At 53.5% G+C, this 25,145-nt stretch carries 22 protein-coding genes; 8 read left to right on the forward strand and 14 right to left on the reverse strand.

Annotated features, from left to right (window positions below; translation table 11 throughout):
- Positions 1–44: 44 nt before the first annotated feature.
- Positions 45–1,343 carry an MFS transporter gene (locus AAFM46_RS16470; RefSeq protein ID WP_343320590.1) on the reverse strand — a complete coding sequence of 433 codons (1,299 nt, stop codon included), beginning with the start codon at positions 1,341–1,343 and terminating at the stop codon, positions 45–47.
- Positions 1,344–1,628: 285 nt separating this feature from the next.
- Between AAFM46_RS16470 and AAFM46_RS16475 the strand changes: the two genes are divergently transcribed.
- Complete coding sequence (locus AAFM46_RS16475; RefSeq protein ID WP_343320591.1) at positions 1,629–1,886, forward strand: hypothetical protein; 258 nt, start codon at positions 1,629–1,631, stop codon at positions 1,884–1,886.
- 450 nt (positions 1,887–2,336) lie between these two features.
- Here AAFM46_RS16475 and AAFM46_RS16480 read toward each other — a convergent pair whose 3' ends face one another.
- Positions 2,337–3,806 (reverse strand): MFS transporter, encoded by a 1,470-nt coding sequence (locus AAFM46_RS16480; RefSeq protein ID WP_343320593.1) that lies wholly within the window; start codon positions 3,804–3,806, stop codon positions 2,337–2,339.
- A gap of 122 nt (positions 3,807–3,928) precedes the next feature.
- Between AAFM46_RS16480 and AAFM46_RS16485 the strand changes: the two genes are divergently transcribed.
- Together AAFM46_RS16485 and AAFM46_RS16490 are read left to right on the forward strand one after the other, a co-directional pair.
- Complete coding sequence (locus AAFM46_RS16485; protein WP_343320595.1) at positions 3,929–4,570, forward strand: TetR family transcriptional regulator; 642 nt, start codon at positions 3,929–3,931, stop codon at positions 4,568–4,570.
- Positions 4,571–4,979: 409 nt separating this feature from the next.
- Complete coding sequence (locus AAFM46_RS16490; RefSeq protein ID WP_343320596.1) at positions 4,980–6,317, forward strand: MFS transporter; 1,338 nt, start codon at positions 4,980–4,982, stop codon at positions 6,315–6,317.
- A gap of 386 nt (positions 6,318–6,703) precedes the next feature.
- On the opposite strand, the gene AAFM46_RS16495 is transcribed toward AAFM46_RS16490, so the two are convergent.
- The 5 genes from AAFM46_RS16495 to AAFM46_RS16515 form a co-directional block, all read right to left on the reverse strand.
- Positions 6,704–7,330 (reverse strand): class F sortase, encoded by a 627-nt coding sequence (locus AAFM46_RS16495; protein ID WP_343320598.1) that lies wholly within the window; start codon positions 7,328–7,330, stop codon positions 6,704–6,706.
- Between the two features lie 120 nt (positions 7,331–7,450).
- On the reverse strand, positions 7,451–8,593 hold the full coding sequence (locus AAFM46_RS16500; RefSeq protein ID WP_343320599.1) for an ice-binding family protein: 1,143 nt from the start codon (positions 8,591–8,593) through the stop codon (positions 7,451–7,453).
- A gap of 561 nt (positions 8,594–9,154) precedes the next feature.
- Positions 9,155–9,532 carry an Hpt domain-containing protein gene (locus AAFM46_RS16505; protein WP_343320600.1) on the reverse strand — a complete coding sequence of 126 codons (378 nt, stop codon included), beginning with the start codon at positions 9,530–9,532 and terminating at the stop codon, positions 9,155–9,157.
- A gap of 295 nt (positions 9,533–9,827) precedes the next feature.
- Positions 9,828–12,386: an Ig-like domain-containing protein gene (locus tag AAFM46_RS16510; RefSeq protein WP_343320602.1), complete on the reverse strand. Its 2,559-nt coding sequence runs from the start codon at positions 12,384–12,386 to the stop codon at positions 9,828–9,830.
- A gap of 18 nt (positions 12,387–12,404) precedes the next feature.
- Entirely contained in the window at positions 12,405–13,031 is a 627-nt protein-coding gene (locus AAFM46_RS16515) for a hypothetical protein (RefSeq protein ID WP_343320603.1), read from the reverse strand.
- A gap of 802 nt (positions 13,032–13,833) precedes the next feature.
- On the opposite strand from AAFM46_RS16515, the gene AAFM46_RS16520 reads away from it, so the two are divergent.
- The gene (locus tag AAFM46_RS16520) at positions 13,834–14,175 is read left to right on the forward strand and encodes a hypothetical protein (RefSeq protein WP_343320605.1); all 342 of its coding nucleotides are present in this window, start codon (positions 13,834–13,836) and stop codon (positions 14,173–14,175) included.
- Between the two features lie 504 nt (positions 14,176–14,679).
- Positions 14,680–15,192, forward strand: a complete 513-nt coding sequence (locus AAFM46_RS16525) for a hypothetical protein (RefSeq protein ID WP_343320607.1) — start codon at positions 14,680–14,682, stop codon at positions 15,190–15,192.
- Between the two features lie 272 nt (positions 15,193–15,464).
- Here AAFM46_RS16525 and AAFM46_RS16530 read toward each other — a convergent pair whose 3' ends face one another.
- Together AAFM46_RS16530 and AAFM46_RS16535 are read right to left on the reverse strand one after the other, a co-directional pair.
- The gene (locus AAFM46_RS16530; protein WP_343320608.1) at positions 15,465–15,671 is read right to left on the reverse strand and encodes a hypothetical protein; all 207 of its coding nucleotides are present in this window, start codon (positions 15,669–15,671) and stop codon (positions 15,465–15,467) included.
- A gap of 185 nt (positions 15,672–15,856) precedes the next feature.
- Complete coding sequence (locus AAFM46_RS16535) at positions 15,857–16,474, reverse strand: recombinase family protein (RefSeq protein WP_343320609.1); 618 nt, start codon at positions 16,472–16,474, stop codon at positions 15,857–15,859.
- A gap of 736 nt (positions 16,475–17,210) precedes the next feature.
- On the opposite strand from AAFM46_RS16535, the gene AAFM46_RS16540 reads away from it, so the two are divergent.
- Positions 17,211–18,320: an aromatic acid exporter family protein gene (locus tag AAFM46_RS16540; RefSeq protein ID WP_343320610.1), complete on the forward strand. Its 1,110-nt coding sequence runs from the start codon at positions 17,211–17,213 to the stop codon at positions 18,318–18,320.
- 74 nt (positions 18,321–18,394) lie between these two features.
- Here the strand turns inward: AAFM46_RS16540 and AAFM46_RS16545 are convergent, their stop codons facing one another.
- Both AAFM46_RS16545 and AAFM46_RS16550 read right to left on the reverse strand, forming a co-directional pair.
- Positions 18,395–19,393, reverse strand: a complete 999-nt coding sequence (locus tag AAFM46_RS16545; RefSeq protein ID WP_343320611.1) for a cation transporter — start codon at positions 19,391–19,393, stop codon at positions 18,395–18,397.
- On the reverse strand, positions 19,390–19,881 hold the full coding sequence (locus tag AAFM46_RS16550) for a transporter substrate-binding domain-containing protein (protein WP_343320612.1): 492 nt from the start codon (positions 19,879–19,881) through the stop codon (positions 19,390–19,392). Before AAFM46_RS16550 ends, AAFM46_RS16545 begins: the two co-directional genes overlap by 4 nt.
- Before the next feature lie 227 nt (positions 19,882–20,108).
- Between AAFM46_RS16550 and AAFM46_RS16555 the strand changes: the two genes are divergently transcribed.
- A complete protein-coding gene (locus AAFM46_RS16555; RefSeq protein WP_343320613.1) occupies positions 20,109–20,570 on the forward strand; it encodes a hypothetical protein in 462 nt (153 codons plus the stop codon).
- A gap of 55 nt (positions 20,571–20,625) precedes the next feature.
- On the forward strand, positions 20,626–21,510 hold the full coding sequence (locus tag AAFM46_RS16560) for a galactosyltransferase-related protein (RefSeq protein WP_343320614.1): 885 nt from the start codon (positions 20,626–20,628) through the stop codon (positions 21,508–21,510).
- Here the strand turns inward: AAFM46_RS16560 and AAFM46_RS16565 are convergent.
- From AAFM46_RS16565 to AAFM46_RS16575, 3 genes are all read right to left on the reverse strand, one after another.
- A complete protein-coding gene (locus AAFM46_RS16565) occupies positions 21,507–22,586 on the reverse strand; it encodes a hypothetical protein (RefSeq protein ID WP_343320615.1) in 1,080 nt (359 codons plus the stop codon). The two genes, AAFM46_RS16560 and AAFM46_RS16565, sit on opposite strands and share 4 nt — an antisense overlap.
- Positions 22,583–23,695, reverse strand: coding sequence for a glycosyltransferase (locus tag AAFM46_RS16570; RefSeq protein ID WP_343320616.1), 1,113 nt, complete (start codon positions 23,693–23,695; stop codon positions 22,583–22,585). Before AAFM46_RS16570 ends, AAFM46_RS16565 begins: the two co-directional genes overlap by 4 nt.
- A 358-nt stretch (positions 23,696–24,053) precedes the next feature.
- Positions 24,054–25,007 carry a pyridoxal-phosphate dependent enzyme gene (locus tag AAFM46_RS16575; RefSeq protein ID WP_343320618.1) on the reverse strand — a complete coding sequence of 318 codons (954 nt, stop codon included), beginning with the start codon at positions 25,005–25,007 and terminating at the stop codon, positions 24,054–24,056.
- Between the last annotated feature and the right edge of the window lie 138 nt (positions 25,008–25,145).

Below are 25,145 nucleotides of genomic sequence, written 5' to 3' on the forward strand. Positions count from 1 at the left end.
GTATTTGTCCCCGCCTGACTCAGAAGCCGTGTAGGGCGTTGGGATCACTTCTGGGGCTGGATTCCGCTGTAGCGCAGTAAAGTAGGAACCCGTACAACAAGAACCGCGAGGAAGAGTATGAGCAGGATGCCATTAATCTGCGCTACTCCAGCGATCCCAGTCAATTCGGCTATTGCTCCGAGGCCAAGCGTGGACAGTGGCATGATGCCAATTGTGAGCTCTTGTATCCCCATTACTCGGCCTTGAACGCCCTGCTCGGTCATCATTAGTAGCAAAGTGCTCTGCAGGACCCCAAACGGTGCGCTGGTTAGTCCAACGAGTCCCATGAGAGCGAACGACCATGGGATGGCCCCGGTCGAGGCGACGGAAGCGAACACAATCCACGAGATAGCCCATATTGCTGTACCGATCACAAAGAGCGCGCCTTTGAACCTGATATCACCTAGTGTGGCGATAGTCAGTGATCCCACTAATCCGCCTATGCCACTGCAAGCCATAAGCCAGCCGAGCCCACTCGCGTCCAGGCCCAAGGATACTTCAGCAAATACTGGCATGAAACCTTGATAGATGGGCCAGAGCAGGACATTCGCGGCGAAGGTGACCAGTAAAACTGCCTTGGTCAGCTGACTTGAGAAGACGGCTTTAAGGCCGTCTGAGAGCATCTGCATGATCGGTTCATGTTCAACATGCGGGGCAGGTATGCCTTCATCCTTGAGTTTCCATAATGCAATGAACGAGACTACGTACCACAGAGAAGAAATCCATAGGGAGGCTGCGATCCCGAACACAGCGATCATTGCACCCCCGAGAGCAGGGCCGAGGACTTGGGTCATGTTCAATACGATTGAATTCAACGCATTCGCATTATTCAGATTTTTGCGTCCTACGAAGTTGAATACCAAGGCAAATCGAGCCGGTTGGGACGGCGACTGTGCCAGGCCGATACAGAGGCCACCTACTAACACTGCCCCAAACGAAGCCCGGCCGATTGAGACAAGGATGGCAATCACGACGATCGCGGCCCATGCCCAGACGGAGGCTACAAGCAACAGCTTGACACGATTGAAACGATCCGAAATCACACCACTAAGTGGTCCCAGCATCATCGGGGCCAGCCGTGCCGCGGTGAAAACCCCGGTAAGGAACGCGGAGTTGGTCAAGTCGAATACCAGCCAACCCAGAATCAACGTATGGGTCCATACGCCTCCGAAGAAAAACAGGTTAGAGATCCATAATCGCCGGAAGTTCGGATATATCTGAAGCGACGAAAATGTTTGGCTCGCGATATTGAACAGGCGACGCCTGCCGGGGAGACTCGATTTCTTTGCTTCCGACGTCGACATATTGCTCTTTCGTTCTCCTTGATAAAAATGCAGAGATATTCTTACTTACTCCCTAGGCTGCACTGGCCTATTGGGCACTTCACTTTCATACGGAGCGACGCAAAATGAAGGCATGCGAAGTATTCGGCATAGGGCCCCCCCAGACCAGGGTTGAGTTATGCAAAGCAACAGTGGGGTGCGCTGCTGATGTGAGACAGCCTTGGAAAGGACTATTCCTATATCTTCTCAATCGAGAAGCTCCGCAGCCAACTCGCGCCTTCCTATACTCATGCAAGCGCTAACTAAGTGGAAATCGCAACCGGTCCGACGCTCAAGCGATTGGCGAGAACATATGTCTACCTAGATGAGGAGATCAATGTCTGCGATGGAGAACTTGAGGTTCTCGTAGCGCAGGCAAAGACAGCCTTGCACGCAGTAGAGGGAGTTTTTACGGTCATCGCCAGCCAGCTCCTCATCACAGCCGGCGATAATTCCCAGCGGCTACATAGCCAGGCTGCTTGTGCAACTCTCTGCGGGGTATCGCCGTTTCCAGCCTCTTCTTAACAGACGAACAGGGTTGCCTCAACCGTAGCGGTAACAGGGCCGCGAACTCACTCTTATATCAAATCACTTTGGTACACATGGCCAGCGATCGATTTATCAAAGCCTACGTAGCCAAGCGCACCAGCGAGGGAAATACCAGGAAATAGCCTCTGCGATGTCTTAGACGTGCCATTGCCAAGGAAGTCTTCCTCCTTTGCTCACCAACCTGTCATCAGCGGCAAAGAACAAGAGCATTCCGACTCAAAATAGAGCTCACGCTCATTGCTGCAACAGAACTCTTAGACTGCGACTTCGCCCGTTTATCTTGGCTAGAAAGAGACATCACCAAAGACCAGAAGCAATCACCTGAATACCACCAGAGTCAAGTGCTCACAATGGTCCTTTGAGAACTATAGGCGCATTAGATTATTTTCCTATACCCCAGCTTAGGGTTCTGAACCGTAGCTTGGTCTACTGCGCTTTGTTGAAATTTTTTGTTAGGAGGGGAGGTGATTGTTGACGGCGCTTTGATTTCTTTGGTGCTGCCAAGGCTGCAATGATCGCTAGGGCGGCAACGCCTGCGCAAGCCCAGAAGCCGATCGTGAAGGCAGAATCCAAGGGGAGGCCTTGCGGGGTGCTGTGCGAGGAGATTAAGGCTGCGACCACGGCAGTACCTATACTGCTACCGATGGTGCGTGCGATGGTGTTGACGCTTATGGCTTCGCCGGTCTGGGCTGCTGGGACGCTTTCAACGATGGCGTTTGACATGGTTGCGAAGGCGAGACCGATCCCGGCGCCGGTGAGTAGACCGGAGACGACAATTTGCCAGATTTGTCCGTGTGAAATGGCAGGGAGGGTGAATGCGGCTGTAACAAGGAGTGCGCTGATGAACAGCGGACTCCTCGCGCCAACCTTATTCACGAGTATTCCGGCAAGGGGTCCGCAGACAACCATCATCAAGACGGTGGGCATCAGGAATAAGCCTGCTTCGGTTACGGATTTGCCGAATCCGTAACCGGTCGCGGAAGGCAGCTGGAGGAGGGTCGGTACTAGGACAAAGGCGGCGAACATCGCGAAGCCGACGACGACGCCAATGGCATTTGCCGTCCAAACACCACGAAGCTTGAACAGGCGGATGTCCATTAGTGGTTCCGAGACTCGTAATTCAACGACGACGAACACCCCAAGAGCAATCGCACCAAGGAGGAATAGTGCCACGGTACTGCCGGAGCCCCAGCCCCAGGTTTGGCCTTTACTGACAGCCAGAAGCAAGAACACCAGTGCGGCAGACAGGAAGAAGGCGCCGAGCACATCGAGGCGTCCGGGTTTGCGTACCGGGGATTCCGGCATGCCGAAGATGACGCCAATCAGGGCGATGACCACTAGTGCCCCGGGGAGCCAGAACAGCCACGGCCAGGAGAGGTGCTCAACGATGGGACCTGCAGCGAGAATGCCGACGCCTGCGCCGACTCCGAAAATTGCCGAAAGCAAGCCGATGGTTACGCCGACTTTTTCCTTTGGAAGCTCATCGCGAACAATACCGATCGACAGTGGCATGACGGCACCGGCCGCGCCCTGGAGTGCCCGTGCGATGATCAGTACACCCAGATTCGGGGCCAGTGCGGCCATAACGGTGCCCGCCAGAAGAAGTGCGAGAACGGCAATGAGGATGCGACGTTTTCCGACCATGTCGCCGAGGCGTCCCAGAATTGGAGTCAACACGGAAGCGGAGAGCAGGTACGCGGTGAGAATCCAGCTGACGTCGCCAGTTGTTGCGTTCAGCTCTCGACCGATGGTTGACAACGCTGGAGCGACCAGGGATTGTAGTGCCGCAAAGGCTAGTCCGCCCAATGCTAGATAGATAACGATGAGCGTGGTGCGGCGTTTGTGCCGCGTTGTGGGTTCGGAGACCGCTTCCGGCATTTTAATCGTGGTGGACATTGCGCTCCGGGATAGTTGTAAACAGTTGATGACTAAAGAATAGTAGCCGCTACGCACAGTAAGTCAAAGCGCGTTTACATCCTATTGGTGACTCTGTATTGTGGAAGAAACGAAAGGCTGCCATGTCACCGTACCCGGCTACGAGCCCTACCACCTCGAATGAATCCGTCCCGGTGCGACCCCGCGACGCTGTTAACACCAGAGCGTTACTGCTTCATGCTGCCCGACGGCGCTTCGCCCGTGATGGATACGCAGGCACGACGGTTCGTGATATTGCTTCGGATGCAGGAGTGAACGTAGCGTTAATCAACCGATACTTCACCTCTAAGGAGGGTCTTTTTGAGGCCTGCTTGATCCGGGCCGCCGAGGAACTTGAACGACCTGACCCCGGAGAGTCGTCGATCGAGGACGTGGTGCAGAGCATAGTTAGCCAAGTGGCGAACACGCCCAGCGGAGAAGATCCATATCAGCTCCTTTTGTTGTTGCGCTCCTCAGGGGATGAAAAGGCTGAACATATCCAGCAGAAGACGCTGCGCTACTTCTCAGAACAAATGGCCTCCATCGCAGGATGGCAGCCTGATGGTACCGGTGGTGACCAGCTACTGCTGCGCGCGCAGATAGCACTGTCCACTGCATTGGGTGTGGCTTTGCTTCGGTCCTCTGCAGCATTGGAACCTATCGCCTCGGCAACCGCAAAAGAACTCACCGCCGCCCTCGGTGACGTTTTTAACTTGCTATTATCGCCCCCTAGCATCAACGGATAATTCCCGCTTGTCTATTGAGTCGTCGTTACTTGGGCACTGGGCTCAATGTCATACCTAAGAAGAAGCCTAACGTCGTGATCGAATGTTAGAAATAAAGCCATTCCATCCATTCAAGCTCCTGTGATATTGCATTTGAACTACTCGATTTGATCAAGATTTTTGCGATTGTTGATCGCGGCATAAGATCCCAGTAAGAAGCTTGCCGTGACTCTGCAACGTGGCTCGAGCCGATCCGCAGTAAACGATGTGGTGGTTCGTTTGCAAGAGTTTCGGGCTGTCAGTGGAGGTTTTGCTTGAGCAGTTGACTCCGTAGAGATTCCGCGGGGCAGTGCGAACCCATAAAATTGGAACATCGCTATGAAGTGCAGCTGCTTCTTTGTGATGGTGCATAAGAGAGAGTAGTTTCGACGTGAATTTTGCCGCGTATCGAGATGTTCTGGTGATCCGGGATGTGCGTAGGCTGCTTTTAGTGGCCATGATCGCACGTATTCCCCATGCCGCAGCAGGCGTGTTGCTGTCCCTGCATGTCGTTGAAACCATGAAGCTCAGTTATGCCTCAGCAGGTCTGGTCGCCGCGGCAATCACCATCGGTATCGCGGTTGGGGCACCGTGGCGAGGCCGGCTTGTGGACATCCACGGACTGCGTCGAGCCCTTGTGCCCTCAGTTATTGCTGAAATTACTGTGTGGAGCGTTGCACCATTTTTGAATTTCCAACTGCTAATCGTTGCGGCAGTGATAGGTGGGCTTTTCGCTGTGCCCATCTTCTCAGTGGTGCGCCAAGCCTTGGGTGTTATGGTTCCTCCGAAACACCGCCGAACCGCTTATGCACTGGATTCAATGGGTGGAGAGATTACTTTCATGATTGGTCCAGCCGCTGGTGTTTTGCTCGCAACGACCACGCACACTGTTGTAGGGCTGGTCATCATTGGGGTGAGTGCGTCCTTGGCTGGGCTGTTTCTCATGTGGCTAAACCCGCCTACTCGAACAGGGCAAAGAGGGGCTTACGTGGCCGTAGCTGATGCTCCAAATCAGCCTCTTGAACCAGTGGAAGATCAGCACGAGTTGGAACTGGATGGAAAGAATGTCTTAACGCGCTTATGGCTCAGATCTAGATATAACCTGCGCTGGCTTAACGTTGCAGTACTTGCGATTCTTGGCACGTCACTGGGCGCTGGACTCGTCCTAGCCGGCACGAACGTGGGCATGGTTGCCACGATGCGCTATAACGATCGGGTGGGTGAGCTTGGAATTGTCTTCTTCTTCTGGTGTGGTGCATCCATCGTTGGCGCCATTATCTACGGAGCATTGAAGCGTTCAATCAATCCGCTGTGGCTGCTGATGGCCATGGCTATCTTGATTATTCCGATGGGTTTTGCCACCAACGCGTGGACACTGGGTCTGCTCTCCATTCTGCCAGGATTGCTCTGCGCACCTGTCCTGACATCAAGTGCCGAGCATATTGCTGATCTAGTATCCGAAAGGCGCCGAGGAGAGGCTATGGGGTGGTACGGCTCCTCCATGACTATTGGGAGTGCCATGGGTGCACCTTTTGCCGGGGTCATGATTGACAAGATCGCACCGTGGGCAGGCTTTGCGATCGTGGGCCTGATCTGCGGCGCCTTAGCGATAGTAGGCCTGATAGCCATGGGTATCTGGCAACGGCGGCCATCAAAATTGGCTATTGCACTCCTTGACGACACCCCGGCTCTACCCTCAGTCCAACAGACTCTTGACGATGCGATTTAGTTTGAATATAGGCGTTTAGAGGATACCCACTACTACCAGCGCAGTTCCCACGTCCTTGTGACATCTACGCAAGATCTGGTAAACATCTTACTTGTGTTTGTTTGGGCTTACAGGTGGAAGATACGTTTGATATGTACCAAAATTTTCCTTAAAGCCTTCGGTCCAGACGTAATCGTAACGGCCCGCAAGACTGAATCGAATATCCTCCAGGACACCAAGAACCCCGGTGTGCCGGGTACAGAGATTTTCTTTGTAACGGTATTAGGGTTGCCCAGCGGTTCAGTTGTGGTTCGGTCCGCTGTGCAGTCCTGCCGCTGGGTGCACAATATCTTGGAAACACGATGTTAGTTGCATAGTTGAGTTACTTCTGGGACGTATTACTGTGGTCAACCAATGGTGCTCGCTTGAAGGACGATGTTTTTCCCCCACAGATCTTCAGTGAAGCAGGTAATGATAATTAGTCGACCGGGGACAATGTCCCAAATGTAGCTTTGTCGCAGAGTGTCCTTAGTTTCTGTGGTTATTTTCTCGACCACAAAGGTCAAATTTCCCGCCGTTGTAGTCACGATGAACCGATCGCCTAGCTTGGCCTGACTGCTGATGTTGTTAAAGGGCGAACCGCGGCCTTCCCAGCTGTGACCTACGATGTATGTGGTATTTGTTGATACTGGACCCGGCGACCCGTAATTTGTCAGCCAGTAAGCCTCAAGTGTTGGAGGCGGCACGATGGATCCGCTGAGTGTTTCGGCGTCCGTTGGATAGAGCGCTAGTACGCTCTGATCCATTCCGATAGTGGGGTAGCTGATGTGGAGAGGTATCGCTACTTCGGTATTGGGCTTTTGCGCATCGGACGGACCCGCGATTCCAGGTAGTTTCTCCTGAGCTGTGGACGTTGGTGAAAGCGCAATGGTCTTGGGGGTGGCAGGATTTTTTTGGGGGGCCGCAGAGCTCCTTATCGCGGACCGTATTGAGGTAGCAGAAACGCTGATTGGACTGCTCTCGGTCGATGCCATGGATGCCATACTTATGACCAGAACGCACGTACCCAAGATGGCAAAGCCTGCAGCACTCCACTTGCGACCACCGTCAGAGCGATGATGACCACTCACCATCGCTCTGTGCCCATTCATCCGCTAGTGCTTTCGCCGTCCCTGTAGCCGCAACCAGAAGACGCCAGCGAGCCCGACTAATCCGGCTATTATCGTGCCGGCTATCGGGCCGCTCGCGTTTAAATGACTCACGGCTGCGGCAGTGTCAACATTTACACCGTTGTTTCGGCCTGCCCCGTTGCCTGCTCCATTAGTCGTAGATGAATCAGTCACTGTAGCTTCAGGTGTCACGGATGTGATTGTTGATGTGGGCGTAGTGGTTGCTGTCACAGTCACCGTCTGCGTGCTTGTAGCAGTCGGAGTAGTTGTAGGTGCGACTGTTGCTGTTGGGGTGTCCGTCGCGATCGCAGTGGTTGTCGGTGTTGGGGTGTCCGTCGCGGTTGGAGTGACAGTTGGCATTACGAGGTCACAACCGGGGGTAGTGAAAACGTTGTTGTCCAGAGAGACCTGACCATTGCGGGCAAGTGCACGTCCTTCCAGCACGGCACCAGTGGTTACAGAGATGGACGTTAAAGCCATAATGGTGCCCTTGAACGTGGAATCAGTGCCTAACGTTGCAGAGCTTCCGACTTGCCAATAGACGTTGCATGCTTGGGCACTGTTGGTGAGAATGATGTTGCTTGCTGAAGCTGTGATTAGCGTTGATGCGATCTGAAAAATGAAGACTGAGCTGGGATCACCTTGTCCGTCCAGTGTAAGAGTTCCACTCAGGGCCAGAGGACCCGTCGAATTGTAAACTCCTTCCGGCAAGGTACGTCCTACTAAGTCACCGGCTACGCTCTCGGTCAATGCCTGACTAGCAGTAGCGTTATAAGCAATAATCACATCTGACTGTGCCTGAAGCGCTTGCGCGTCGCCGGCATGGGATGCCCCGCCCACTATTCCCGGTGGGAAACCTGTAATAGCGGTTCCGGGGCTTACACCTAGGCTGCCCTGTAGCACTGATGGGCCGGTATTGGTCACAGTTGTCCCGCCAAGGACTGAGTACTCCGCCGCGGTACCAAGATCTACTGGAGTCGCGGCAAGGACTGGCCCGAGAAAGACCAACGGAGAGGCAAGAATGACAGCAGCAATTGCACCTATAAAGGTTACGAGAGTTCGGCGCCGAGCATGAGTTGCCTGTGGCTGTAGATGCTTGGAAGATTTTCGCGCTGAGCTGTGATTCATGAGATCCCTCTGCTCGGGTGCAGGTCACTAGCCACAGCGCCCTCAGATTGTAAATCAGCGCTAAGTCGGCTCCCATTCTTTTGAGGGAATATTACCTATCGTTTTCGGGACAGTCAAGGTTTATTAGAGACCTCCTCAAAATCCGATACATTCCCTAATACAAAAGTAGTTTATTAAGTATTATTTCCACCGGGTATTTAGAAGAATTTGTAGACCGACATTACTTAGCTTCTTGACGTGAACGGAAGCTGAAATCCTTAGTATTCTGCCCTGGTGACGTCTGATCCTTGAGAGCCATGTCAATGACATTGTGGGAGAACATCGCATCCGTAGCCCGTAGCCCGTTGGTTTGGCTAGCATCATTTAACGGCTCTTCGTCCCTAATCATGGTTGGAGACCGACGCCCCGATGAGCCAGAAGGCGGCACCTGCGAGGAAGAAGGTTGCTTGCTACGGTGACTGTTTGGAACACCCCTGCATCAGGAACCTCGTTTGATATGAACCGGTCACCATGGCGGCATCGAATACTTGGTTTGACCCGCACCTTATTGTATTGGGGTAGTCATTTTGAGTGGTCAAGGGTGAGGTAGGCGATTTTCAGTTTGGTCATGGTTTGTGTGCCACACAACTGCAACGTTTCGAGTGTCTTGATTGCCGCGGTGGGCTTTCCGCTGTCAAGAAGGTGGATGATCTCTGTCGTCAGTTCGCTCAGGCGCTGTGCTCCGACCATGGCACTGGCGGTGCGCAGACTCAGTGCCGCATCCATGGCGTCCTCACGGTGGCCGGCCTTCACAGCATCGTAGATGCGTTTAAAACGGCCTGGCCACATATCAATGTATAGCAACACAAAGTGAGAACAGAGAGACTTTTCACCGCCAAGGAACTCTTGAAGTGACTGTAGAACTTCGGGACAAAACAGCGACACACGTTCAGGATCCATGATCTGGCTGCTCCTCCTTGAATACGTCACTCTGACCCGTATGGTAAATATTATTGGTATCTGGGACAGGCCCCAACGGTATATCGAAAAAAGCATTCTTACTCGTTCTGTATCAATAAATTTGTCCCGACTCCATCCTCTATAGATTGGAAGTTGCATAAAGGTACGTACTTCCAGGGTTGGGTGCCAATCTTTTTAGTTGGCACACCACCGGTTCCTATGTGGTGGCCTTACCGATTGCTACGTTCTCAGAGCACCTAGGATCCGTGATGGCTTTCAGCCACAGGTTTTGATATTAGAAATCCCGGTCTAAGGGAGGCGTCTCTGTCACTGGTGTCGTGGATGAAGCAGCACCGTTGGTGTTTCTGACTGCTGAGAGTGGACTCCACACCATGTTCGCCGAGGTGGTGTTCGTGCGCAGGCTGCTGGAACCACTGGAGACATTGCCTACCGTAACGGTAACAACGGTGCGGGGAATCCCATTGATCGTGACCGTCGAAGCAGTCATGGTGCCGTTCAGATAAACAGTCCTGAAGCTCCTGGCGAAGTTTCCCTTGGTATTGACCGAGCCCAAGTTCACGGAGCTATTAGATCGTTGGATGTCTATGGTGTCCCCACTGTTCCCCAGTCCTAGCAGGTTCCCGTCTCGTAGATGAATCGTCACGGGGATGGGGGTCCCGTTCCATCCTGGTGTCACGGTGGTGAGGTTTACCAGTTGGCTGTAGCTGAAGTTCAGGGTGTCGCCATTGTCGATCCGTCCTGCGGTCCCGGGGCCGTTGGTGGTTTGAATGTCTGCTGCGCGCAGTGGGCTGTTATCCACACGACGATTGGTGATGGTGCTGGAGGTGGTTTCTTTACCGGTGGCATCTAGCAGGATGGCGCGGACGTCGTACAGTCCATCGCTCACTATGGCAGTGTTCCAAGGGCACGCGAAGGGTGCAGTGTTTACGCTGCATCGTGTGGTCCATGTGGTGGTCCCTGCTGGGGCAGTTTGGATACGAACGTTGGTGATGCCGGCTGTGGAATTAGCAAAAGCGCGAAGGGTGACGGTGCCGGTGAGGTACGCGCCTGGGTCTTCTACTGAGACTGTGGCGACAGTGTTATCAACCGTGCGGAAAGATGTGGCGGAAGAGAGCGAGGTGTTTCCTGCTTCGTCGGTGGCAACAGCACGGAAGCTGTAGGTGCCGTAAGCCATGGTGGTGGTATCGAAGCGACAGGAGTATGGCTCTTCTTCGAGGTTGCACATCGTGACCCATGTAGAGGTGCCAGAGCGCAGATACTGTACTTGTACTTGAGCCACTCCCGAGGTCGCATCTGAGGCGGTTGCTTCGAAGGTTGTGGTGCCGCGGATCGTGACTCCTGGATCTTTCAGAGAAACTAATGGTGCAGTGTTGTCCACCGTCACATCTGTAACGATGTTGGAATAGGTAGTGCTAGTTCCGGAGACGGCCACGGCACGAAGGTCATAGTCCTTATCAGCGATTGATGTCGTATTCCAAGCGCAGTCATAAGGCGCTGTGAGTTTTTGACAGATCGGTTTCCAGTTATTGGTATCGGCGAGGGTGTATTCAACTCGTACTGTGTAGGGGATCGTTCCAGGGCTACTGAGAGTCGTGCTGAGGTTGATAGTACCGCGGGCAGTTTCACCTGGATCGGCTAGCACCACGGCAAAGGAGTTGGCTACCGTGGTGCGGATCGGTTCGGTCGTGGTGCTGAGCCCGGCTTTATCTGTCGCTGTGGCACGCAGGAGGTAGGCGCCATCTGGCAGAGTCGTCGTGTTCCAAGCGCACGCGTAGGGTGTGGATTCAGATGTGCACAGGGTGACCCATGTGCCGGTAGATGCAAGAGCATACTGAATGACCACTTTACGGATACCACTGACAGCATCCGAAGCTGTTGCGCTCAATAGCACAGTGTCCCTGACCGTTGTCCCGGGGCTTGCTAAAGCAACCGTGGGAGGGACCCAGTCGGTGGCTGCGCTGAACGTATTGGCAGCGTTAGCGGTGGTGGCTGTGAAGGCGGCCGAGGAGAAAGCACTGGCTCCCAGCACTGTCATAGCAACTAGAGCTACAACAATTCCAAAGGCGGTACTGACCCTTTGAACGGGTGAGGGAACAGCCTCATCGGGCCAACTTGTAGCTTGCTGGATCTGTTCGGTTCTTTCCAACCCCGAGGCGTCATCATCGTCGCCGTCGTTTAGGTCACCTTCATCGCGGTCACCGTTGTTGTCGTCTCCGTCGTCTCCGTTGTCACGAGGAGCATTGTCACCATCGTCCGCTAAGGGTCGGCGGCTGGTAACTCCGAGAACCGCTGCTGCTACGGCTGCCAACGTCAATAGGGACCATAGTGCAAGGGGAGGGAAGTCTCCGCTGGCTAGCCACAGCCCCGGTAGTCCAACCCAGGGGATGAGCAAGCGAGCCTGTCCATTAATTTGTTCTCTGGTGATCGGGGTGCTGTCAACGTCAACGTTGGCATCGCCGGCTGTCACGAAGGTGCCGTCCGTGTTTTCTCCCACGATGCGGTGCAAGCGTATTTTTTCGACCCCGCTTGGTTCGGCTTCCGCAGGGCTGCGGTATTCCACGACCCCACCCATGGGAACAGGACTGCCAGCGCCCAGAGGGGCGGCTAATACTACGTCGCCGCGAGAGATGTGTGGTTCCATAGAACCGCTCTGTACTACGGTGCCGTGCCAACCGAAGAGGACGGGCAGGACAGCAAAAAGGGCAAGGCAGAGCATGACGCCTAGATATAACCGCGAGGCTAGTGCTGCGAGGAAACGCACCCAACCATCAGCAGCGAAAAGCTCTGTAACCCAGGACGGACCGGGCGTAGAGCCGGTCCTGTCCCGGGTCACTATGTATGAGCTCTCGGGTTACGGGATCACGGGAGAATTGTTTGACTGGAGTTCCCAGACGAGGTCGATGCTCACGACTGCTCCCTGCATGGCGTTGACCTGATCTTGGGTCATTCCGGTGGTGTCGAAGCGCCATGTCCCGCGGTAGCTCTGGGTTTCACCCGGGGTTCCTGCGGTGTCCCACTCCGCACCGCCGGTGGCGAAGTCACGGTTAACGGTGGCCAACTGAGACAGCGGAAGCTCAGGAACATCGTTGGCAGTCGGGGTGAATCCGGTGCAGTCATTGAATGAACCGCCGGTGCCCTGTTCCAGGTCGAAGAAGATCTTCGCTTCTAAGCCCTTGGAAGAGACTAGGTTCTGTGTGTAGGCCTTGACCACACCTGGAACGTTGGAGTTAGAAGTAACCACGATACACTTCTGGCCGGTCTGGCCGGGAACGATCTGGTTCACCGTGAACGCTGCAGCACCTAGGTCATCATCGGTGAGGGTTACGTTGCCGGCGGCCCAAGAGTTTCCCGCGTTGCGGGTGGAGGCCGTGAACGCGGCCTGTGAGCCTTGCCAGACCATACCTCCAGCGATCAAAATCGCGATCGGGGCGGCAGCAAACATACTGATTCTGCGTGTACGTGAAGAGGGAGTGCGCATTTTCTGAGACCTTGCAGTTGGACTGGATAGGAGATGTGTTTCCTGCCCGGTCTACCCGTCTAACATCCTAAGATGTTGACGCCCCCAAGCACTGACAAGCTCATCATAAAGGATCATGACCGTTTTAATCCAGAGTCTGTATTAAAGACCACACTTCTCATCCAGTCGAGTTCGGGTGAAAGTATGTCGGTACACAAACACCTGCAGTCCGGTGGGAAGAGCAACACTGATGGTCGGGGCGGGGGGATTAAGGGAGAGGTTCTTTCCCAATGAGAGTCTCCGCCACGCCGGACACACCCAAAATCCGGAACTTTGTCCGCCCTAACCACGCTTAGAGATGAAGAGGCCGTTTCCGTGCTGGAGTGACGCTCTGGGTGCTATCGATATGGTTGCACAGCCGACGAGAGTTCCAGGGAAGAGTGGTGTGGCGGTTCCTGCTCTATCGGCGTCAATGTAGGTGGATTCCACCCCTTGGAACTCTTACCTGACCGATGGCCACCCATCTGCGGACCCTTTGACTTCAGCATAGAACAACGAGGACAGAATTGTGAGACTTCCTCATCACAGAGACCCTGAAGCTGATCAGCTCACCAAGTCCCCTCACACAAGGATCCACACCACGCGGTTTCAGAATTTTGGAGCGAGACCGCACTAGTTCTTGTTTGAAATAATTGCTGACCGGCCTATGCAACAGAAATTTATCATCCTGAAGATCCTTTTCACGATAAATTTCTGATATTGTCGATGACCTCTTCCGCTGCATCGTTTTCATCGAAACGAGAACCGAAGAGGAACGGTATACATGATCAGTCTGGGGGACTACATGTACCAAGGATCAAGCAACAACCCAGCGCTGGACCCAGCCCAGTTCATCGACAAAGTGCTCACGCAGACCGTTGCACAAAGTACAGCGAATCAAGTGCAGTGCCGTGCGGCGCAGGAACGCTCGCTGCAGGACATTCTTTCTCTCCTGGATATCTTGGGCATTAAAATAGCCCACCACGCGATCATTCATATGGCACGGTATCCATCATCAAAAGAAAACATGGCCAGCGATGCAGCCCTAGCTTGGATGCAAACCTCCCTAGAAGACATCGCTGCTACTGTCCAAGGGATCTCGATACCTCCGCAAGAAAAACCATAGAATCTTCTTCTCCTATGCCCGGTGTAAATAGGTGTAGATGTGTTTGGGATGATAATTACCTGCGACAGTAGCCGGTCTGAGCGTTGTGTTGTTCATCGCCATCTCTTTGCTGATGGCAGAAGCCGCTTATAAGTGATCGTGTGCTGGAGTAGAGCGAAACTATTATAAAACGATGAGGCAGCTGGATTGCCGTATTGCGGTGCAGCGCAGCGTCTGGTCCGTAGCTGAGGTACTCCGGTACTGTCTGTTATGAAGTGGTCAACCGTCCCCCAGCTGGGTGGCCACTTCTTCTCGCTGAGCGTTCAAAGTTTGGATAAAAGGCCCGGCACTTACCTCCTCGAACCCAACTCGGGGATGCTGGCTGACACGCAGCAGAAGTATGATCTTCTTCGGGCAATGGCTACACAACGGATTCGTGCCGCGACGTAGCAAGTTAGTTAGATAGAGAAATTGTTAGATAGTTATTGCCTGATGGCGATACTCGTAACCCAGGAACGTGTGTAGATGATCACTGGAAAAAGATGTTCAGGGTGTGGGCAAAAGGAGTCTGAAAAAGACTTTAGTGAGGTCGGTTTAAGCCCCGATGAACTGGATCACTGGTGTCAGCAATGTGAGACGGTAAGTTTCCAGATACGAGAAACTAAAGTCGAGAAAAATCCGCAGTTTCAGCTCGAGGTAGCGGTGCCTTCTATGCGGACTCACGACAGCCATGTCACTACAACCCGTGCTTATCATCAACAACGTCATGAACAGATATGGGAGCAGCGCAAGGCAATGATCGTTCCCAGAAACGCACCTTGGTCCCCTAAAGATGTACAAGTTGAAACCAAAAAAGTTGCCAACAAAATAGGCGCACCATGGACGGTAGAAGATATCGAACTTGCTAGGAGTGAGAATATAGCGTTGAAAGACTTAGCGCTGATGCTGGGACGGACGTACAGCGCCGTCTCCGCAATGCGCAACCGTCCCAGAAGTAAAGAAACTCAGGTCTTTCCGGATGCAGAAGCCACGGTGTAGCAGGACACCCCATCAGGCAGATACCGTCCGCGTCGTTCCCAATCATCTTTACCGCCAGCATCCTCATCCCAGAAACGACCGTCGCGATGATGAACTTACAAGAGATATGCCAGGCTCACGATGCCCAAACTTAACTCCGCGAGGGACAAGTAGCCACCCAGATCCCACATAGCAAGCGTGGCTCGGCGCAGCACAACAAGAAGCATCCGCAATAAAGTCCAGGCGGCCCACGAGACAACGAGACAAACTGGATAGTGGATGTTTAGTGGCTTCTACTGCTTTTTCTTTTGCTCGAAGGCCCCGGTAGCCCCGCTCGTCGTAAATACAATTCCCAGCATCATGAAGCTGATCCATAGCCCCGGGCTATCCATCGTGAAGATGAAGATCACAGCGGCGATCAAAAATACGATCCCCACTGCTACGTATTGCTGTCCAACTCTCGTTATTTTTCTTTTCGGGGCAGGCTTGTTATCTGTCATGAAAGGCTCCTGACGATTGGCGCGATGTTAACAACTCTGACCCCTTGAGCAATCACCTGCAAGTATTGGTTAGGCAGAGTTGAGCTTATTCGGGGATTTTGACTGATGGATGTGATGGATTTTTTTGTGCCAGTCATGGCTGCTGTTGATAGGCGCCGTGAACGTTGTTCGGTACTTGAGACATCTCAATCATTCCCACGGAATCCTGTGTGGTGCTGTTGCGTTCCGGGTTCCATGGCGAGGTAGCGGTAGACGGTGGCGCGGCTTGTTCCGATGATTTTGCCAATGTCGGCTGGTTTCAGGCCCTGTTTTTTGAGTACGTGGGCTTGTTTAACGTTGGGGTGGGTGGTGGTGACTTCTTGTCGTCCTGCTTTGCGTCCGTGAGATGCGGCGATGGCCATGCCAGCTTTAGTACGTTCGGAAAGTTGATCGCGTTCGAGTTGAGCGAATGCGGAAATGATAGTGACCATGGCTTGTGCCATGGCGCCGCCAATGTCGCTACTGGGGTCGGTAGCGATGCCATCGCGAAGGGAACGGAATTTGATGCCCCGTGCTTTGAAGCCATCAAGAAGTTCAAGCAGGTGGCGTGTGTTGCGACCGAGTCTGTCTAACTTCCAGACAATGACTTCATCGCCTTGGCTAAGGCGGTCCAACATTTTATCCAGTTCGGGACGGCTGGTTTTGCTTCCACTGATTCCGTGATCGCGGTAGACCCGTTCACACCCAGCAGCTTCAAGATCGCGGTTTTGCAGTTCGGTATCCTGGTCTGCGGTACTCACCCGTGCATATCCAAGACGCGTCATGAAGTGCCTCCCACTTTTCCCATCAAAGGTTGCTTTCTACTCGTATTGAGAATATCAGAATGAGACACATAGTTGAGACTTTTCGAAGCTAACCTAAGATGCGCTGATCCGACAATTTAGGTCGTGAACCATCGCTGTGGGGGAGTGCGCGGTATGTGTCTTGTCAAAGGTTCCATTGATAAGACACCTCTGGTTGAGGATCGGTCGTTGTTTCACCGTATCGAGACTGAGGCTGTTTCCTACTGACCATGATGGTCATCGTTCTGCTCTTCACGAGGCTCACCTGTTGTTTTCGATCATGGTGAATTCGAGCGGGGAGACAGCTGTTGAGAAGATCTCAACGGCGGTGCCATTTAGCGTGTTGGTTAAGAACCAAACGAGCCATTTTCTTCTGATCTGGCCAGTGTTTACCCGAGTGCGTGACATCTTTTGAAAGGCGCCAGCAATTAGTGGAACACAGCCAGAAGTAGCTGGACTTACGCGCTCGTTACGTCCTAAAGCACTTGCAGGTCCTGCCCGACATATATCTTTGGATGGGACGCCACCTAATGATGGTGCTTAGGTAGTTGTGGTCCTGCAGCCAGAGACTCGCTCTAGCCTTTGCCGTGGGAAACTGATTCATGGCTCAAACAGTGGTGGGCAAGGCATATCCAGGGCAACCGTTCGGCAAGGTGTGGTCTTTGTGCCGAAACACGGAGAGTGAACGGATGATACTCAGATCAGGTGGAGGGTTTTCGTGTTGAAGCAGACTTGGAAACGGTTCTTGGTGTGGACGAAATCGAGCGTGGCAGGACAGAGGTTGCTGTTGGCCGCGAAAACATCACTGGCTGTGGGTGTGGCATGGTTTTTGGCCCGTTACATGCCCGGAGTGGCTGATAAATATCCGTATTACGCTCCGCTGGGTGCTTTGGTTAGCATGTATCCGACGTTGATGGGGTCGGTGCGTGCAGGAGTGCAAACGTTGGCGGGGCTTGTTTTAGGCATTGTGCTAGCTGCGGGGGTTCTTCTAGCAGGTACTCCGAATATTCTCAGTATTTCCTTAGCGGTAGGGCTGGGTGTTTTGGTAGCAGGTCACCCTCGTTTGGGCGCGGGCAAAGAGTATGTGCCCGTGGCTGTTCTCTTCGTTTTGATCGTTGGTGGGCAGGATGCCGATTCATACTCGATTGGGTACGCGCTGCAGATGGGGCTGGGCGTCACCGTCGGATTGATCGTGAATCTGCTGATCTTCCCGCCTTTGGCTATAGATGCCGCCCGATTGCGGGTTTCTCGCGGTAGGAACCTGCTGGCCGGTCAACTAGAGGACATCGCGCGTGCTTTGGTAGAGAATTGGCCGCCGGAACATGAAGATTGGTCCCAACGCGCAGGGCTTATCAACACCACTGTGAGCGAGATTCGGGGTGCGGCGTATCATGCGGATGAAAGCCGTAAGGGTAACCCCCGTGCGTACCTGCATTCCCGTCACCAACTTGTCACTGAGAGCTTTGAAGACCTGAGTACTTTGGAAGCCATCGCCTTTAATATTCGGGATATTACAGAGGTGCTCACTACTGTGATTTGGGGCAACGGCTCTAACAATCGGCTTGATCCAAAGACTTGCAAGCCCCTGAGCGAGTGTCTGCAATCGGTGGCATCTCTAATGGTTTCTTGGGATGAGGGCACGGCCGAGCAGGAAAGCTTTGATCAAGCTCGGGAGGCACTTAATCTGCTCGATTCTGAACTGAAACGCTCCGCGCGTCAAGAGGAACTATCGCTGACCCCAGGGGCAGCGGTAGCTTTCGATTGCGAGCGGATCTTAAACTCCCTGCACCAACGCATTATGAAAGATACGACAGAAGAGTCGGTTTAGAAGGAAAGATTCATAGCACTCACCGTCCCTGAAGTTTTCTTTTTATCTTTCGTCCCACGGTGGTTACCGCACGGTCAGCGTCCGAGTTGCGCCTGGCTGTTTCGAAGCGAGGTGTGTACTTCTTCGGGCAGTGTCTCGATGGGGACGAGGACTATGTCGTGCACTTTCCAGTCAATCTGGAGGCAATTTTTACGGGCTTCAGCGAGTTGAGCAAGAGTAGGAGCGTGGCCATTACGCGGAACGATAAATGACTCGATATGGAACACGTGTCCTTGGTCCCGTATTCGCGACCCAACCTCGTCAACCCAAAGTAGCTCTTGTAGATATGCGTTAATGTGATCGATGACTGGGTGGGTTTTGTCATCATCAAAAGTGGTCGCTGTAGTGTCGATGAGGTCTGTGATTGCCGCACGCATGTTCTTGATTCCATCCCACAGAATACTTGTGGCGATGAAGAGCGCCGCAGCAGCATCTGCCCACCAGAATCCTAAACCGATTCCTGCTACACCAACGATCGATCCAGCCGCAGTCATCCAGTCGGCCTTATTCATGTCAGCATCTGCGTACAGTACCTTGTCATGAAGTTCTCGTGCCAGGCGCATCTTTACGCGCCCGAAGTAGATCGGCAGAGGAATGGTCAACGCCATCACGAACATCATCAACCACCCTAACCATATCGGCTCTCCGAAGAGCACGATCGATCCGATCGGGGGGTGTTCGACGTTAATCAGTGCTGTGGCGGAATCTACGATCAGGAACACACCCATCGAGAACAGTGCTACTCCGGAAACTAAATGAGCGACTCCTACAGCTCGGTGCAACCCGTATGGGTACTTCTTTGTCGGAGGACGATTGATGATGCGGATCGCCATCAAGAACGCAATTGGCGGAGCCAACGACAGTAGGTCTTCAATCCACGCAGCTTTCATGGCCTGGGAGTTGCCCATTACAAGGTAAACCGTGGTGATGGCCACTGCTAAGAAAGCAAGGGAGAACCATTCAATCCTGATTGCCGCGCGTAATGTAAGAACCTGCGATTCAGAAAGTTCTGTGCGGCCAAAACGTCGCGTCATGTCCCCACCTTCTCTAATAGAAACTTCTCCAGAGCGAGAAGGAACCCGTTCTCGCCCATACGCACGATCATGACGTGCTTTTCTCGACTGCTAGATGTCCTCTGTTCTCTATAGGGAACAGTGATAGCACCCTTCTCGATCCAAGGAGTGTCGTCTAAAAAGCCACCGACGACGATATCGAGCTCACCCTGATCAAGCTCTTCCAATAGAACGGCTTCGCTGCCTGTCGTCCACTCGATGTCCGAGTCGAGTTGGTCAGCGAATCCTGAGATCAATGCGGGTTCAATCCCTGACGGCTCCTCGGCCGCATCTACTTTTACCCAGGGACGATTCTCGGTCACACCCACGCGCATCACACCACCACGCACACGGTCTAAAGTGCCGTGTGGATCAACGGGCACCTGCAGGCCACAAGCCGTCAAGAAGAAAATTAGCAGCCCGATGAAACCTATCCTTATTCGATTTCTCGAAACACGAGTTCGCATCATAAGAATGACAATAACGATTTACAGGCTCTTCAGACAAGTAGGGCGATGACCCTGAAACTAGGCAGCGGACGAGTCTGGGATTTAGCGGCTGTCGTGAAGTCACTCAAGGTTCACCCGAACCCATTTGAGACTGCTAAGAAGCCACGGAAGGCTCGAGCTATTCGGGCACTTCTTTAGCTCAGAGATCTCTTCGACTATTGCGATGAAGAGGACCTATGCTGCTACTTATGACGACTTTGAAAAGTGATGAGGGACCTGATGCTGACCACCAACGAGGCGCGGGGGTTAGTGATGCAACTGTCAAGGCGCTGGGGAAACTCTCGGAAGCTTTGGAGGTTGTGGAGCACGCCCGCGGTTACCTCTATGGATTTCACCGCTTAACAGGTAAAGCAGATTTAGCGCTCGGTGAAGCTGTTGAGCTTCTGCGAGAATCCGGTGCTGAGGCAATGGCCGAGCATCTTGAGCAAAAGCTAGTTGGTAGGAACGTCATCAATGGGCGGTGGACGTTCCAGATAGTAGAGGATTACGACGACGGGTATTACTCCGCGTTTAAAGCAGCAGAGTCGATGGCCAGGCATGAACTAGCCGAAGGGAAACGCCACCTCTTTGAGGCAGAGATGAAAGAGGACCGGCGTACACACGGCCTACCCCACCACGAAGCCCACCCCATGGAAAAAGACACTCAATAAAAACACCAACAATGACGTGTTTAATCGTGTTTGCAACACGAACTAGAAGGTGAGTATGACAAAAGAGGAACCCTGGACAGTGGGTGATTTTTCGGTGCTCGTTTTAGTGCATGGTCGGGCGGACCATCTACGACGTTTGTTGGCTGGTGTGAATGCCTCCAAGCTGCGTCCTGCTGAGGTGGTGATCGTCTACATGAACGATCCCTGCCCGGCTCCGATACGCTGTGATGTTCCTTTGCGCATCATCCACATTTCTTCCTCCCAGTCTCGTTCGGGTTTGCCGTTGTCCCAAGCACGGAATACAGCTGCGGCTGCCGCCCGAACACCAAACCTTATTTTCCTGGATGTGGATTCTATTCCGTCAGCGGCCTTGTTCGGCACTTTCATTCAGGTGTTGAACGAGGAGACTGTCCTGGCCATGGCAGAGCCACGATATTTGACGAAGCCGTTGGAATCCACACTGTTAGTGGAGGATAAGTCTTTACTCGCCGCCTCCATTAGGCATCACACCCGTGAGGGACTCCCCACGGAATCAACCATGTCCGGACATGCAATGTTCTGGTCTCTTGGGTTCGCAATCCACGCTACTGTCTTTGCCGAAGTGGGTGGGTTCGATGAGAGTTATACCGGATACGGCGGAGAGGATACTGACTTCGCTTTTAGAATCCGAGAAGCAAAGATCCCAGTGAGGTTCATAGAAGCACCGGTGTTCCATCAGCACCATGGGGTCTATAACCCGCCGTTGAACCATTTCTTGGAGATTGTTCAGAATGCCCGTTTATTTCACTCCCGATGGGGTGTGTGGCCCATGGAAGGCTGGTTGAGGGCTTTTGTTCAGTTGGACTTGATTTCTTGGATACCGTCCCAGTCTTCCCTCACCGTTCGGCGTATTCCAACGGCCGAAGAAGTACGAGCAGCTCATAATTCAGCCGCTTATTAGAAAATGATGGAGGCCTGTGTCTCTGTTGCCGTTGCATGCAGGAGATCGAGCAGTCCTTGATTGAAATCTGTTGTGGGAATAAAAAGTGTTCTTGCTAGCGCGTGTGGGTCACTGTTCGCGGCATTTTCGAGGATCCGTGGCCAATTTCCCGATGTCGACCAGTTTCTGACCATCTCGAGACCAGCACGTTCATGCAGAGCCACTGCAAAGGCCAGTTGCTCCGCATACGGGCGTTCTTCGGGCACTAACAAGACGGGTCTGTGGCAGCTCGCAGCAGCGACTACAGCGTTGTGTCCGGCAGAACTGATAATCACCGTAGCTGAGCGCATGATCGGTATTGGATCCGGAAGAACACCGTGGAGTCGCAAATTTGTGGGAAGAGGTGTGCCATCTGCTTCCACGGAACCCACAACTTCCCAGTCCCATCGAGGCGAAGCCGCGGCGGCTTGTGCCAGATGATCTAAGGGAATCGCGGATGCCAAAGATGTTTGCACCACCACTTTAGGTTGGCCCGGCATGTGGGAAGTGTCATGACCGGGGTGAAACGAATAATTCGTTGGCTCGGCCACCGAAAGGTAGTGAGTTTTATAACCAAATTTCTCCAGATGCGCGGGATCTTCCAAACTTGCAGGAAAATAGCCGAAAATGGTGTCCGCCAACGAATACGCCATCTGGTGTGCTGGGTCGTTCCGATTGCCTGGCATCCGACGGAAAGCAACCCGATAGCCACTCAATCGAGCGAACAGCGCGACTTCTACCGAAACATCGACCATCACCATGTCCGGACCGAATGTTTTCCACGCCCGGTTGAGTTCCGCAAAACGTTGTTGAATGAGCTCGCCTGTGGGGGCGTAATGCAAGAAAGATCCGGCGCGCAATGCTGGCTCAGGACTAGCAGCAATCACATCTGGAGTTAGATCCACATATTCCAAGTTGCCCTTCAACAAAGCGTTGTTACGAGGGCCAGTGCTGGTAACTTGAAGATCGAACAAATTGCTGGCCGCGATTTTCTGGGCATGACGCAGGTGGCCAGTACCAAAATGATGGGCGTAGTAAGAAACCTTGTATCGGCTCATGACCCCTCTGAGACTTGGGAGAAGGAACGATGAACCATGGAGTGAAGTATCCGCTCATACCCTTCGATCATTCCAGCCAGCGCGAATCTGCTGGCTCGCGCCTGAACCTGCTCACGATCCATATCTTTGGCTCGGGTCGCTGCCACCGCTAGTGCCTTACTGTCTCGGCTGTCGGCGACTACTCCTCCGGTCGTTCCAATGAGTTCGGCCATAGCTCCGGCAGGTAGCGCGGCCACCGGGGTTCCACAGGCCATAGCTTCAAGAGTGGTGAGTCCGAATGGTTCCTCCCAGAGCGGGGAGGAGAGGAACACTTGCGAGGAAGCGATCATGCGTTGTAATTTTTCTTGATCGAGGTGTCCAAGGTAACTGATGTCACTATCGAGCTGCGGCTCAATCTGGCTACGGAAGTACTCTTGGTCGTGGATGGGACCGGCAATCCGTAATTTCAGGGATGCTGCCCGTGCTGCGGCTATTGCCACGTGGGTCCCTTTTTCCGCTGCGATGCGTCCGGTCCAAGCCGCTACCGAGTGTTTCGGCTCGGCCCGCTCGTCCCAGTGCGACAAATCGATGCCATTGTGAACGATTTCAATGGTCGGTAACCACTCTCGCCAAGGACATGCATTGGCTTCGGAAACAGTGACGTAACGGTGCAACTGTTGCAACGTTCTGGCTGGATCCCTCAAGATTTCAATCAATCGGGGTAGCGGCGGAGTGTGCAGTACATGAAGGGTAGGCAACTGCATGACAAGACGGTGCGGTACAGGGCTTAATGAGTTATTCACCACCGCGTCAAAAGAACCTGCCTGAATGAGTTTCACCGCTCGCTCCATGGCTCCGTCGAGGACCTTATGCTGTTCGTTAGTCCTCTCGTCCTCCGGGTAGCCACGCACCAGGAACCCAGCATCAAGAACGGGGATCAGATGGCAGTCAACAACGCTGCCGTCTTTAGCGAAGAGGGTTACCTCATGGCCACGAGCAACCAATCCAGAAACCAGGTGCGCGGTATGGGACTCCATACCCCCTGCGAATGGTGAGGTGATCGGATGGTGAAGATGGGCCAGGACGGCAATGCGCAAAGGATTGGTCCACGTAGGTACCTGAGATTTCATAGCAGCATCGACATAACCAGCAGGCTCCCTTAATTCTTATTGCCTCAAGAAGAGGACGCGGATCAAGTCAGATTTCGTTACCATTTAATAACACAAGGGCGTCACAGATACCAATTCACTCTTTCTAGCAGGCTCAATAGGTGCGTGTTGTACCCAGCCAGCGACCATTCCCAGGTAGAGCAAAGGGACCTTTGGTTGGCCTCCATGAGGAGAGAACTACCCTTTTGGACGTCATCACTCACGGTGACCACGACTATGGCGTACTACTGCGAAAAGCGCGGCTGTTATAGCCCTCAGGCAGAAGCAGGGTGCGTTACCGGCTTGGAGGATCCTCTACACCGACACGGGCGGGCGTTGCCTATTCAGGTTCGACGTTTAGTGCGGTCCGGACCCAATCGTCGTTGTAGACAGTCTGGAGGTAGGGCACACCACTGTCGTGAACCATGAAAGCCACTCTTGATCCCTTATCGAGACTGGGAAGCAGTGCGCCCATGGCGGCCACAATAGCGCCTGTGGATGCACCAGCCAGGATGCCCTCATAATGTGCCAGCCGTCTACAGCCACGCACCATGTCAATTTCTTCAACTTGAAAGATAAGATCTGGCTTTGTCCAGGATGCCAACTCTGGGAGGATCCCTGCACCGAGTCCGGGTAGGCGCCTGGTGCCGGCCGTCCCGCCGAAGAGCACCGAACCAACGGAGTCAACAGCCACAATTTTGGTGCTCAGACCATGCTTTTGGACATATTGCTGACAGCCCAACAGAGTCCCGGTGGTGCTGGTCGCCACGAAGAGATAATCCAGATTTCCCCCTGTACCTGCGATGATCTCTGGCATGGTGGTGTCAAAATGGGCACGGGGATTAGCCGGTGATCCATACTGGTTAGTGGTTACAGATCCGGGATGCTCCGCTAACAGTTCACTAACCCGGCGGCGACGTGCGGCGAGTTTATTACCGTCCGCAGGAGTTTGCACGAGGTCCACTTTGGCACCGTAGGCTTCCATCAGCTCCAAGGCTAAAGGATTGGCATTTTCATCGACAACTGCGGTGAAGTTGATTCCTCGCACCACGCACTGCCTTGCCAGCGCGATCCCCAAATTCCCAGAGGTTGATTCAACGATCATGCCACCAATACGGAGCTGTCCTGATCCAAGGAGATCCTCAATCAGCCCATTGGCTGTGCGCTCCTTGGTACTGCCAGCTAGCTGGAGCAGATCAAGCTTGGCGAATATCTCCAGATCAGGGAAATCGAACAGGCGGGACAGCTTCACCGTCGGAGTCACAAAGGGCTGCAGCGTTCCCAAACTGTTCAAAACTTCTCCTTAGCACCACTCAAAACCCTCATTTCTGATCGAGGGTCTCCATACCAGCCTATCCGGCTAGCTATTTACCACGACTACAACACCGAACTGATTCTCACCCTGTGGGTGTTCGGTAAGTATAGGGCCACC

It is taken from the genome of Arthrobacter sp. TMP15, from assembly GCF_039529835.1.
In the GTDB taxonomy this organism is placed as follows: domain Bacteria; phylum Actinomycetota; class Actinomycetes; order Actinomycetales; family Micrococcaceae; genus Specibacter.